Genomic DNA, 13,802 nt, shown 5'->3' on the forward strand with positions numbered 1-13,802 from the left:
TTATGGGACTAACATTATTTGACAAAGTTTGGGATGCTCACGTTGTAGAGACCGTTAAAGACGGACCACAAGTATTATATATTGACAAACACCTAATACATGAGGTGACCAGTCCGCAAGCTTTTAATGAGCTAGAAGAACGCAACATTCCTGTTTTTAGACCAAAACAAATTGTTGCTACTGCTGATCATAATACACCAACACAAAACCAACACTTACCAGTTAAAGATTTATTGTCTAGGAATCAATTAGAACAATTATCTCAAAACTGTAAAAAAAACAATATTACACTTTACCAATTAGGACACCAATACAATGGGATTGTCCATGTTATGGCTCCAGAATTAGGGATTACCCAACCAGGAATGACAATGGTTTGCGGAGATAGCCACACCTCAACACATGGTGCTTTTGGAACTATCGCTTTTGGTATTGGAACCAGTCAAGTAGCACAAGTTTTTGCTAGTCAATGCTTACTTTTAACTAAGCCAAAAAGCTTAAGAGTGACTGTTAACGGTAAACTTAAAAATGGCGTATTACCCAAAGATGTTATTTTATACATCATTGCCAAATTAGGCACAAACTCAGGCACAGGTTACTTCTGCGAATATGCAGGAGATGTTTTTGAAAACATGTCCATGGAAGGCAGAATGACCGTTTGTAATATGAGTATTGAAATGGGCGCTCGAGGCGGAATGATTGCCCCAGACCAAACCACTTTTGACTATGTAAAGGATAAAGAATTTGCGCCAAAAGGAGATGCTTTTGACAAAAAAGTAGCCTATTGGAAAACACTACCAACGGATGCAAATGCTGTTTTTGATAAAGAATATGCTTTTGACGCGGAAGATATAGAACCTATGGTAACTTATGGTACCAACCCAGGAATGGGAATTAAAGTGACTGAAAACATACCAACTATAGACGATGCTTCTTTTGAAAAATCTCTACAATACATGGATTTCAAAAAAGGAGAATCTTTAATCAACAAACCTATTAACTATGTCTTTATTGGAAGCTGTACCAACTCTAGAATTGAAGATTTTAGAGTAGCTGCAAACTACATAAAAGGAAAACAAAAAGCAGATAATGTTACCGCTTGGTTAGTTCCTGGTAGTAAACAAGTAGAAGCTCAAATTATAAAAGAAGGTCTTAAAGATGTATTTGACGCAGCTGGCTTCGAGCTAAGACAACCGGGTTGTTCCGCTTGCTTAGCTATGAACGACGATAAGATTCCGCAAGGCGAATATTGTGTTTCAACATCAAACCGAAACTTTGAAGGAAGACAAGGACAAGGCTCTAGAACTATTTTAGCCAGTCCTTTAGTTGCAGCTGCAACAGCTATTGAAGGTAAGATTGTGGACATAACAAAACAACTAAATTAAGATGGAAAAGTTTACAACATTACAATCTCAAGCTATTCCGTTAGCAATAGAAAACATAGATACAGATCAGATAATTCCTGCTCGATTTTTAAAAGCAACAGACCGAAAAGGCTTTGGAGACAACCTTTTTAAAGATTGGAGATTTAATAAAGATGATTCAGCAAATAACTCTTTCTCTTTAAACAATCCTAAATACTCAGGAAGCATTTTAGTAGCCGGAGATAATTTTGGTTGCGGCTCTAGTCGCGAACACGCAGCTTGGGCTTTAAGCGATTATGGCTTTAAAGTTATTGTTTCAAGTTTTTTTGCGGATATTTTTAAAGGAAACGCCTTAAATAACGGGCTATTACCTGTTCAAGTTTCAGCAGAATTTTTAAAAGTACTACTAGACGTTACCACAGAAAATCCAGAGACTATTTTAGAAGTTAATCTTGAAGAGCAAATCATTTCTGTAAAAGGCACTTCTTTCAAGGAAGCTTTTAACATTGATGCTTACAAAAAAACTTGTATGATTAATGGTTATGATGATATTGACTACCTATTAAGTAAAAAAGAAACTATTTCGGCTTTTGAAGCCAAAAAAACATACTAATAATTATACTATGAAATTAAACATAGCAGTTTTACCTGGTGACGGTATAGGCCCAGAAGTGACTAATCAAGCAATCAAAGTGTTAAAAGCTATTGCTTTAGAATTTGATCACACCTTTTTATTTAAAGAAGCTCCTGTTGGCGCAGTAGCAATTGATCAACACAACAATCCATTACCTGACAATACCTTAGATTTGTGCAAATCTAGTGATGCCATTTTATTTGGAGCTATTGGAGCCCCTAAATACGATAATGATCCAACAGCAAAAGTTAGACCAGAACAAGGCTTACTAAAACTTAGAAAAGAACTTGGTTTGTACGCAAACATAAGACCTGTAAAAGCGTATGATATGCTTTTAGATAAATCACCTCTAAAACAACACATTATAGAGGGAACAGATATTAGTATTTACAGAGAATTGACAGGCGGAATTTACTTTGGTAAAAAATATTTAAGTGAAGACGGAAATACAGCGTCTGATTTATGCGAATATTCTAAATACGAAATAGAACGTATCGCACATTTAGCATTTAAAAACGCGCAAAGCAGAAAGAAAAAGGTAACACTAGTAGATAAAGCTAATGTTTTAGAAACCTCTAGATTATGGCGCAAAGTCGTTACCGATTTAGCAAAGGACTACCCAGATGTAACCTTAGATTTTTTATTTGTTGATAACGCTGCCATGCAAATGATTTTAAACCCAAAACAGTTTGATGTTATTTTAACCGAAAACTTATTTGGAGACGTTATAAGTGACGAAGCTAGTGTAATTGGCGGTTCTATTGGATTACTTGCATCAGCCTCCATTGGTGACAAATATGCAATGTTTGAACCTATACATGGATCATACCCGCAAGCAACAGGAAAAGGGATTGCAAACCCAATTGCATCTATATTAAGCGCAGCAATGCTTTTAGAGCATTTTGACCTACACGAAGAAGCCAATCTAATTAAAGAAGGTGTTGAAAAATCTTTAAAACTAGAAATTACAACGCCAGATTTAAACGCATCCTACACTAATGTCTCTACCTCTAAGGTTGGAGATTTTATTGCCGATTTTATAAGTAACCCAAATGACACGAATATTAATTTCAATAATATTCACTTAGGACAATCTACGATTATTTAACACTGTTTTTGTTAGTCTAAAACATGCTCAGCAATTAAATTGCTGAGCTTTTTTTTGCTTTATACTATTTAAAATTAGGCATAAAAAAAACCTGAAAACAAAATGTCTTCAGGTTTTTTCAACAAATTAACTAAAGCTTAATGTTCATTTAATCTAAAGTCTGGATACGCATCCATACCATGCTCATGAGCATCAAGTCCTTCCAATTCCTCTTTTTCAGAAACTCTAATTCCAACTGTTTTCTTTAATGTATAAATAATTAAAAACGACGATACTATACACAAAACAGCATAAGAAACCACACCTATAAGCTGACTTACAAACTGTGCACCACTGGCTAATTCTCCAAAAAGACCAACAGCTAAAGTACCCCAGATACCGCATACTAAATGTACTGCAATAGCTCCAACAGGATCATCTAACTTTAACCTATCAATTAAAGACACCGCAAAAACAATAATTGCACCTGCCACTGCGCCAATAATTATAGCATCAGTAGGACTCATTTGATCTGCTCCCGCAGTAATCCCAACTAATCCTCCAAGAATTCCGTTTAAAAACATCGTTAAATCCAAGTTTTTAAACTTAAGTAAAGACACAAAAGCCGAAACAACTCCACCAGCTGCTGCTGCCAAACAAGTTGTTACTAAAGTTAATGACGTTAACGATGGGTCTGCAGACAATACAGATCCTCCATTAAAACCAAACCATCCTAACCATAGTATTAAAACTCCTGCAGTTGCTAATGGAATATTATGTCCAGGAATAGCTTGTATTTTACCATCTTTAAATTTACCTATTCTTGAGCCTAATAAGCATACAGCCACTAAAGCTGCCCAACCTCCAACAGAATGCACTAATGTTGATCCTGCAAAGTCATAAAAAGGAGTTTCTAGTGTTTGTAAAAATCCGCCACCCCATTTCCAAGAACCAGCAATTGGATATATTAATCCAACATATATTATTGTAAAAACCATAAATGGTCCAATCTTCATACGTTCTGCTACTGCACCAGACACAATAGTTGCTGCTGTTGCTGCAAACATCCCTTGGAATAAGAAATCTGTCCAATACGTATAACCTTCATTATATGCCAAATCTAAAGTACCTTCTGCTGTTACTGGCGCATCTAATCCAAAACCAGCAAATCCTATAAACCCATTAAATTCACCAGGGTACATTAAATTAAATCCTACTAAACAGTAAAGCAATAGACCTACCGTAATAATAAATATGTTTTTAAATAAAATGTTTAATGTGTTTTTTTGTCGTGTTAACCCAATCTCTAAAAATGCAAATCCTAAGTGCATAAAGAAAACCAAGGCTGTACAGATCATCATCCATACATTGTTTATTGTAAGTAATTCCATTGTTTTTTATTTTAAAGTGTTTCCGCCTTTTGCTCCTGTTCTTATTCTATAGACCTCATCAATTTGTGAGACAAATATTTTACCATCACCAACCTCTCCAGTAGAACCTGATTCTAAAATGGCTTTTATGGTTACTTCTTCAAAATCATCATTAACAACTATTGATAAATAGCGTCTTTGTATATCACTTGTGCTATAAGAAACTCCTCTATAAACATGACCCTCTTTTTCGTTACCTAAACCTGTAACATCCCAATAAGAGAAAAAATTTACGCCAACTTCATGCAATGCATTTTTAACTGCAGAAAATTTAGATTTTCTGATTATTGCTTCTACTTTTTTCATAATTAGTTTTTATTAGAATTTATATATCGCTGCCAAAACAAAAGAACCTAAGCTTTTTGTTGCCATTAAATCTGTATCAATAAAATCGTCTTCAGAACTACTATCAAGTCTAAATTCTGGTTTAATAATTAAATCTTCGTCAATAACCAAACTTCCAGTAAGCGTTAATCCAATAACACTTGGATCATCATCTACAGATTCGCTTTGTGTTTGAAAATATTCCCCTCTTAATCCTATAGTAAAGGTGTCACTAATACCATATTGAGGATACAAATCCACGCCATAAAATCCTTCACCATCATTATCCGCATACGCTGCATTGATCCCAACAAAAAAGTCTTCTGAGGCATCAAAACCTCCAGTATAATCTACTTCAAAACCTAAACCGGCAGCATCATATAATAAGTTTAAATACTGACCATCATATCCTAGTTGCGCACCTACTGCATAACTTCCGTCTGGATTAAACTCCGTAACATCCGTTTGATTAAACACTCCTAACATTAGGCTAAAATCTTCTGACAAAGTAAAGTCTGCTTTCAAACCCGTATGAGAGAATGGTCCATTAGAAAACAAATAAGAAGTACTATAATTAAAGTTTCCTGCTGGCGCAATAACTTCGTAACCTAAAAACGTATTAAACTTACCTAAGGTTAATTTGGTGTTTTCGCTAATGTTATAAAAAGCAAACAACTGATTTAATACTGTTGCACTTGCATCTTCACCTCTTGGACCAAAGACTAAATCCGCAACAGCTCCAACACGTCCTTTTTCGTAGGATGCAATAATATTTCCCATTCCTAAAGAAAATCCACCCGTATCGGCAAAAGATGTTGCAGGTGCAATTTGATTTTCATCATTTGGCGCTGTTAAATTGGTTCTGTAGTATGCATCCACACTACCTTCAAAAGCAAACTTTTTTTCTGGTGTATTAGCATCCTCTTGAGCAAACAAAGTTGTTGCAACCAAAAGAAGCGATAGGGTCAGTAATTGTTTCATAAAAATTGGTGTTAAAATGGTTGGTTAATATCCCAAATCTATGTTAAAATCTATTTAACCCCTAAAAAATGCAGGGTTCTAGACTCATTTTTATTATAATTTTATTTTATACCCTATTTTTTATAGGGTATCACAAAATACCTATGCTTTTTTTACTAATCTCACATCGTAGATAATGAACAATTCTTATAAAAATCATGTTTTATTTAAATATTATTCAGTTTTTTATATTTTACGCAATCGTTTTCGCAATAAACAATCCTATTTAATGTGTTTTTCGCTTTGATGATTTGTTAGTTTAATCAGTATAATATTGTTTATAGTGTATTATATAATAGTCTAAATCAGAATTTCGGAAAAGTGTTTATACTTTTTTTAAATTCAATTACTAGCGTGTATCTTACAGTTGTAATAAGGCCCAAAAAGCCTTTAAAATTGACTTATTATGCTAAAAAAACAAGGACTTTATTTACCAGAATTTGAACACGATAATTGTGGTGCAGGATTTATATGTAGCTTAACGGGAAAACGATCTAACGACATCATCCATAAAGCACTTGAAATTTTAGTAAAATTAGAACACCGTGGTGCTGTAAGTTCAGACGGAGTAACAGGAGACGGCGCAGGTATATTAATTGATATTCCGCATAAATTCTTTAAGATTTTTTGTGAGTTTGATTTACCTGAAGCTGGAGAATACGCAGTTAGTAATGTATTTCTTCCTAAAAAAGAAAACCAACGTCAATACTGTATTGATGTTTTTGAAAAAGAAATCCAAAATCAAGGCCTTAAATTAATTGGCTGGAGAGACGTACCAGTTAATAGTACTGTTTTAGGTGAAATTGCAAAAGTAACAGAACCTTTTGTAAAACAAATTTTTATTGGAAAGGCTAGCGATACCCAAACCGAAAGAGAATTCAACATAAAATTATATGCTGCACGAAAAATTGCAGAACACACTATATATGACTCTAAATTATCAGAATCACAATTCTTCTACCTACCAAGTCTATCTACTAAAATCATAATATTTAAAGGCTTATTAATGCCGGAACATATTAACGAATATTACTTAGACTTATTCAACTCGGCTTTAGACACAAGATTAGCATTAGTACACCAACGTTTTTCTACCAACACATTTCCAACTTGGGATTTAGCACAGCCTTTTAGATATATCTGTCATAATGGAGAAATAAACACGGTTAGAGGTAATGTATCACGTATGTTTTCTCGTGAAGAAATCATGGAAAGCCCATTATTTGGAGATGATATTAAAAAAATAATCCCTACTATTTTAAGAGGAAAATCAGATTCTGCAACCCTAGACATGGTTGTGGAATTACTATTAATGACGGGACGTTCGCTTCCAGAAGCAATGATGATGTTAGTACCCGAAGCTTGGGAGAAAAACCCACACATGTCGCATTCTAAAAAAGCGTTTTACGAATACAACTCTTGCTTAATGGAACCTTGGGACGGACCGGCTTCAATCCCATTTACAGACGGTAATTTTATAGGTGCTGTTTTAGATAGAAATGGATTACGTCCTTCAAGATATACCGTAACAAAACAAGGAAACGTTATTATGTCTTCCGAAACTGGCGTTGTAGACATTGCTCCTGAAAACATAGAATTCCATGGTCGTTTAGAACCAGGAAAAATGTTTTTAGTAAACATGAGCGAAGGTCGTATTGTTAATGATGAAGAAATCAAAGAAGAAATAGCAGCCAAACATCCTTACAGACAATGGTTAAACGAAAATTTGATACATCTTCGCGATATTGAAGCTAAAGAAGGCCATATTAAATATGATGAAATTGATCTTAAAAAACGTGAAGTTGTTTTTGGCTATACAGAAGAAGATTTAAATACTATTATTCGTCCGATGGCACAATTAGGGAAAGAACCTATTGGATCCATGGGAAGCGATACGCCAATTGCTATTTTATCAGAAAGACCACAATTAATTTATAACTACTTCAAACAGTTATTTGCTCAAGTTACCAATCCGCCTTTAGACGGAATTAGAGAAGAGTTAATTACAGATATAAGCTTAACGCTTGGTAGTGACGTCAATATATTTGATATCAATGCGGAACATTGTAAAAAATTAAAAATTCAGAACCCGGTTATTTCTAAACACGATTTAGATAAGATTAGAGATTATGATACTAATCCTGATTTTAAAGTCGAATCCATTTCGATGTTATACGAAGTAAATCGTGGATTAAATGAACTGGAAGTCGCACTTGAAAACTTAGTCACTAAAGCTTCTAAAGCTATTGACGAAGGTGCAAACATCATTATTTTATCCGATCGATTTGTAGACGAAAATCACGCACCAATTCCTGCGCTTTTAGCATGTTCTTACGTCAATCACGCCTTACACAAATTAAAAAAGCGTTCTAGAATCAGTTTAATTATTGAGTCTGCAGAACCACGTGAAGTCCACCACTTTGCCTTATTATTTGGTTATGGCGCAAGTGCTGTAAACCCTTACATTGTAAATGAAATTGTTCAACAACAAATCAACAATGCAGATCTTACAGATTTAGAATATTTAGCTGCCATTAAAAACTACAATAAAGCAGTTGGAAAAGGGATTTTAAAGGTGATGAACAAAATTGGGATTTCAACCTTAAACTCGTACCGTGGCTCTCAATTATTTGAATGTATCGGAATTAAAACCTCGACAGTCGAAAAATACTTCCCAAATACACCAACACGTATTCAAGGTATTGGCTTAAGAGAAATTGAACAAGAAATTGTTAAACGTCACAAAAGAGCTTTTCATAAAAATACAGAACCACAAATTGAAGTTGGTGGAGATTACAGATGGAGACGTGGACAAGAAAAACACATGTTTAACCCACTAACAGTTGCGAAACTTCAAGAATCGGTAAGAACCAATAAAGCAACTACATTCAAGGAGTTTTCAAAACTAGTAAACAATCAGTCTAAAAACCTAATGACTATTAGAGGCTTATTTGAATTTGATCAATTTGACCCAATTCCTTTAGAGGAAGTAGAACCTTGGACAGAAATTGTAAAACGTTTTAAAACCGGAGCCATGTCTTATGGTTCTATTAGTAAAGAAGCACACGAAAACTTAGCGGTTGCTATGAACAGAATTGGAGGAAAATCTAACTCTGGTGAAGGTGGAGAAGACCAAGAACGTTTCTACAAAAGCTCACAAGGAGACTGGAGAAACTCAGCAATCAAACAAGTCGCTTCAGGACGTTTTGGAGTCACTTCCAACTACTTAACAAGCGCAAGCGAAATTCAAATAAAAATAGCACAAGGTGCAAAACCTGGTGAAGGTGGACAATTACCTGGACCAAAAGTGAATCCAGAAATTGCAAAAACAAGAAACTCGACACCCTATGTAGGATTAATTTCGCCACCTCCACATCACGATATTTATTCTATTGAAGATTTATCGCAATTAATTTACGATGTAAAATCAGCAAATAGAGAAGCTAGAATTAATGTAAAACTAGTATCAGAAATTGGTGTTGGCACAGTAGCAGCAGGAGTTGCTAAAGCAAAAGCAGACGTTATTTTAATTGCTGGTTTTGATGGAGGAACAGGAGCCACGCCTTTAACTTCACAAAAACATACAGGTTTACCTTGGGAACTTGGTGTTGCAGAAGCACAGCAAACCTTAGTGATGAATGACCTTAGAAATCGCGTAGTTTTAGAATGTGACGGACAATTAAAAACAGGTCGCGATGTTGCTATTGCTTGCTTACTTGGCGCAGAAGAATTCGGTTTTGCAACAGCACCTTTAGTTGCTTCAGGATGTATTATGATGCGTGTGTGTCATTTAAACACATGCCCAGTCGGAATTGCAACCCAAAACCCAGACTTACGTAAAAAGTTTAAAGGAAAACCAGAGCACGTGGTTAACTACATGTATTTTGTAGCACAAGAATTACGTGAGATTATGGCAAAACTAGGGTTTAGAACTATCAACGAAATGGTTGGACAATCTCAAAAACTAAACAGAAACAAAGCCATAGACCATTATAAATCTTCAGGAATTGACTTAACACCAATCTTACACAAAGTAGAAGTCGCAGAAGATGTACAACTATACAACACGTATTGTCAAGACCATAACTTGAATGTGCACTTAGATTTTAAAATCATAAAACAGGCACATCAAGCTTTATTTAGAAGACAAAAAACAAACTTAGCTATGCCTATCACAAATATAGATAGAGCAGTTGGAGCAGTTATAAGTAACGAAATTTCGAAAATTTACGGAGCAGATGGCCTACCTGAAGACACTATAGATATTGATTTTACAGGTTCTGCAGGACAAAGTTTTGGAGCCTTCGCAACCAAAGGTTTAAAATTTACCGTGCACGGAAACACAAATGATTACCTAGGTAAAGGGCTATCCGGAGCTAAATTAATTATTAAAGTGCCAGAAAAATGCACCATTATTCCGGAAGACAATATCATTACAGGAAACGTAACACTGTATGGCGCGACCTCTGGAGAAGTTTATATAAATGGTAAAGCTGGAGAGCGTTTTTGTGTTAGAAATTCAGGAGCACAAGCAGTAGTCGAAGGTATTGGAGATCATGGTTGTGAGTATATGACTGGTGGAGTTGCTGTTATTCTTGGTACTGTAGGTCGAAACTTTGGAGCAGGAATGAGCGGAGGAGTCGCTTATGTTTTAGACGACAAAGGAACGTTTAAACAGAATTGCAATTCGGAAGATCTAAATATCAATCCAATTGAAAACGAAGCAGATAGTCTTCAGCTAAAACAATTAATCGAAAATCATTTTGAAGCAACAGGAAGTCCATTAGCAGCACGTATTTTAAAAGACTGGAACAATTACCTTCCTAAGTTTAAAAAAGTGTTACCAGAAGAGTACAGACAAGCCTTAGTGAGATTAGAACAAGAACAACTAGAATTAGCGTAAATTATGGGAAAGATAACAGGATTTTTAGAGTTTAAGCGTGAGAACGAAAGTTATATAGCGCCAGAAAAACGCATAGAGAATTACAAAGAATTTACGGTTCCGTTACCAGAAGACCACCTAGAAAATCAAGGCGCTCGTTGTATGGATTGCGGAATTCCGTTTTGCCATAGTGGTTGTCCGCTTGGGAATTTAATTCCAGATTTTAACGATAAAGTTTATAAAGGAAAATGGAAAGAAGCTGCTGAAATTTTACACAAAACTAACAACTTCCCAGAGTTTACAGGACGCTTATGTCCAGCACCTTGCGAAGAAGCTTGTGTACTTGGTATTAACGAAGACCCAGTAACCATAGAAAATATTGAAAAAAACATAGTAGAAACCGCCTTTAATGAAGGTTGGATTGTAGCACAACCACCAAAAGTAAGAACCGAAAAAACAGTTGCTGTTATTGGTTCTGGACCTGCTGGATTAGCTGCCGCACAACAATTAAATCGCGCAGGACATACCGTTACTGTTTTTGAACGTGACGAAAAAGTGGGTGGTTTATTACGTTATGGCATTCCAGATTTTAAAATGGAAAAAACCGTAATTGACAGACGTGTTGCTGTTTTAGAAGAAGAAGGTATTATTTTTAAAACCAACGCTCATGTTGGTAAAAACATAGACGCCAACCAGCTTAAAGACGACTTTGATGCTGTTGTTTTATGTGGAGGTGCAACCGTAAGAAGAAGCATTCCTATACCTGGAGCGGATTTAAAAGGGGTAACGCAAGCGATGGATTTCTTAAAACTAAACAACCAATACGTGGATGGTTTAGTCGATTTTAAAGACGTTATTTCTGCTAAAGGAAAAGACATTATCGTAATTGGTGGTGGAGATACAGGAAGCGATTGTATTGGAACGTCCAATCGTCATGGCGCAACCTCTGTGACTAATTTCGAAATATTAAGTAAACCTTCTGTAGGTCGCCCTGCAAATCAACCTTGGCCTTATTGGCCTATGAAGTTAAAAACAACCTCATCGCACCAAGAAGGTGTCGAGCGTTTTTTTAGCATTTCAACTAAAGCGTTTATTGGCGATAAAAAAGGAAACCTAAAAGGCCTAAAAACGGTTGAAGTAGAATGGATTTTTACACCAGGTGAAAGACCTCAACTTAAAGAGGTTCCAAATACCGAAAAAGAATGGAAATGCGACATCGCATTATTAGCACTTGGTTTTACAGGCGCTGAAAAAACACTAGCAGATCAATTTGGTTTAAAAATGGATTTTAGAAGTAATATTGAAGCAACAATAAAAGATTACAAAACAAATATCCCTGGCGTTTTTGCAGCTGGAGATATGCGTCGTGGACAATCGTTGATTGTTTGGGCTATTTCAGAAGGTAGACAAGCAGCACATCATATTGACACCTATTTAATGGGAGAATCCTGTTTACCTTTAAAGGATGACAGCGATTTGCCTCGGGTTTAAATAATCACAACTCTTTGTCATATTGAGCACAGTCGAAATGCTATCTAAAATTAAACCTTAAGGTTTTCGACTGCGCTCAAACTGACAGTGATATAGCTAAAACACTTTCTTGTTTTGAACGACTATTCACAAAGGGGAATAAACTTAAATCAAATCCTACAGAAGTGGGATTTTTTCAATTTCAAGAATCAGCACAAAAACTAATGTCACATTGAGCGCAGTCGAAATGCTATTAAAGCCTAAATCATAAGATTTTCGACTACGCTCAAATTGACAGTTATAAGCCTAAAACGTTACTCAGGATACTTCCCTCTAATCCCATCCAAACACAAATTACCAATACTACCAACATGCGTGTGTTTTTTAGAGGTATCTGGTACATAAGCTCCGCTTTCCACTTCGCCTCCAATTTTTTGATACGCTTCTCTAAAAGGCATACCTCCCACAACCAATGTATTAATATTATCTACCGTAAATAAGTATTGATATTTAGCATCATTCAAATCAATATCTTTTACAATAACCTGCTGAATGGCGTAATTAAAAATATCTAATAAGTCTTTTACATCTTCAATTGCCGCAATGATATTTTCTTTTAATAGCTGAAAATCTCTGTGATACCCACTTGGTAAATTGTTAGTAATCAACACCATTTCGGTATGCAAAGCTTGTATTTTATTGGCTTTCCCACGGATTAATTCAAAAACATCAGGATTCTTTTTATGTGGCATAATACTACTCCCCGTCGTTAACTCATCCGGAAAGGCAATAAAGCCGAAATTCTGACTATTATACACGCAAATATCCATTGCAAAACGCGCTAACGTATTACACACACTTCCTAAAGCTAAAGCGATTGTTCGTTCGCTTTTTCCTCTACTCATTTGCGCAGCAACAACGTTGTATTTTAAGGTTGAAAAATTTAATTCTTTAGTCGTTAATTCTCGATCAATAGGAAACGAACTTCCGTAACCCGCTGCAGAACCTAACGGATTTTGATCTACGGTTTTCAAGGCTGCATTTAGCAAGTATACATCATCAATTAAAACCTCAGCATAAGCAGAAAACCACAATCCGAAAGAGGAAGGCATAGCCACTTGTAAATGGGTATAACCAGGAAGCAAAGCGTCTTTATGCGTTTCCGCCAAACCTAAAAGGGTATCAAAAAACGTTTTTGTCTTCGTATTAATTTCCTTTAGATTCTCCTTGTAATAAAGCTGAAGCGCAACTAAAACTTGATCATTTCTAGAACGTGCGGTATGGATTTTCTTTCCGACATCTCCTAAGGTTTTAGTCAGCTCATATTCAATTTTAGAATGCACATCTTCAAAGGATTCTTCAATAACGAAGGTTCTGTTTTTTATAGTTTCCGCAATAGCGTTTAAACCATTTTTAAGCTGTTGCAATTCTTCTGAAGAAATAATGCCAATAGACTCCAACATTATTGCATGCGCTAAAGACGCTTGCACATCGTACTTTGCAATATGCATATCAATTTCTCTATCGTTTCCAACGGTAAATTGTTCTATTTTTTTATCGATACTTATTCCTTTGTCCCAGAGTTTCATAA

Annotated in this window: 9 protein-coding genes; 5 read left to right on the plus strand and 4 right to left on the minus strand. The window is 35.5% G+C overall.

Annotated elements, in window-relative coordinates:
* Nucleotides 1-2 precede the first annotated feature (2 nt).
* Genes leuC through leuB form a run of 3 tightly spaced genes read left to right on the plus strand, consistent with a single transcriptional unit; the run spans nucleotide 3 to nucleotide 3,106 of the window.
* A complete protein-coding gene (gene leuC, locus V6251_RS13660) occupies nucleotides 3-1,385 on the plus strand; it encodes a 3-isopropylmalate dehydratase large subunit (RefSeq protein ID WP_341588726.1) in 1,383 nt (460 codons plus the stop codon).
* 1 nt (nucleotide 1,386) lies between these two features.
* Entirely contained in the window at nucleotides 1,387-1,977 is a 591-nt protein-coding gene (gene leuD / locus V6251_RS13665) for a 3-isopropylmalate dehydratase small subunit (protein ID WP_341588728.1), read from the plus strand.
* A 10-nt stretch (nucleotides 1,978-1,987) separates the two neighbouring features.
* Entirely contained in the window at nucleotides 1,988-3,106 is a 1,119-nt protein-coding gene (leuB, locus tag V6251_RS13670; protein ID WP_341588730.1) for a 3-isopropylmalate dehydrogenase, read from the plus strand.
* A gap of 137 nt (nucleotides 3,107-3,243) precedes the next feature.
* Here leuB and V6251_RS13675 read toward each other — a convergent pair whose 3' ends face one another.
* Genes V6251_RS13675 through V6251_RS13685 form a run of 3 tightly spaced genes read right to left on the minus strand, consistent with a single transcriptional unit; the run spans nucleotide 3,244 to nucleotide 5,820 of the window.
* Entirely contained in the window at nucleotides 3,244-4,476 is a 1,233-nt protein-coding gene (locus V6251_RS13675) for an ammonium transporter (RefSeq protein WP_341588732.1), read from the minus strand.
* 6 nt (nucleotides 4,477-4,482) lie between these two features.
* Nucleotides 4,483-4,821: a P-II family nitrogen regulator gene (locus tag V6251_RS13680; protein ID WP_090836999.1), complete on the minus strand. Its 339-nt coding sequence runs from the start codon at nucleotides 4,819-4,821 to the stop codon at nucleotides 4,483-4,485.
* Nucleotides 4,822-4,833: 12 nt separating this feature from the next.
* A complete protein-coding gene (locus V6251_RS13685) occupies nucleotides 4,834-5,820 on the minus strand; it encodes an outer membrane beta-barrel protein (RefSeq protein ID WP_341588736.1) in 987 nt (328 codons plus the stop codon).
* Between the two features lie 445 nt (nucleotides 5,821-6,265).
* Here V6251_RS13685 and gltB point away from each other — a divergent pair, with 445 nt between their 5' ends.
* Complete coding sequence (gene gltB, locus V6251_RS13690; protein ID WP_341588738.1) at nucleotides 6,266-10,762, plus strand: glutamate synthase large subunit; 4,497 nt, start codon at nucleotides 6,266-6,268, stop codon at nucleotides 10,760-10,762.
* A 3-nt stretch (nucleotides 10,763-10,765) separates the two neighbouring features.
* Complete coding sequence (locus tag V6251_RS13695; protein ID WP_341588739.1) at nucleotides 10,766-12,232, plus strand: glutamate synthase subunit beta; 1,467 nt, start codon at nucleotides 10,766-10,768, stop codon at nucleotides 12,230-12,232.
* Nucleotides 12,233-12,525: 293 nt separating this feature from the next.
* Here the strand turns inward: V6251_RS13695 and argH are convergent, their stop codons facing one another.
* Nucleotides 12,526-13,800 carry an argininosuccinate lyase gene (gene argH / locus V6251_RS13700; RefSeq protein ID WP_341588741.1) on the minus strand — a complete coding sequence of 425 codons (1,275 nt, stop codon included), beginning with the start codon at nucleotides 13,798-13,800 and terminating at the stop codon, nucleotides 12,526-12,528.
* Nucleotides 13,801-13,802 lie beyond the last annotated feature (2 nt).

This window comes from Olleya sp. Ti.3.14, assembly GCF_038154885.1.
Classification (GTDB): domain Bacteria; phylum Bacteroidota; class Bacteroidia; order Flavobacteriales; family Flavobacteriaceae; genus Olleya.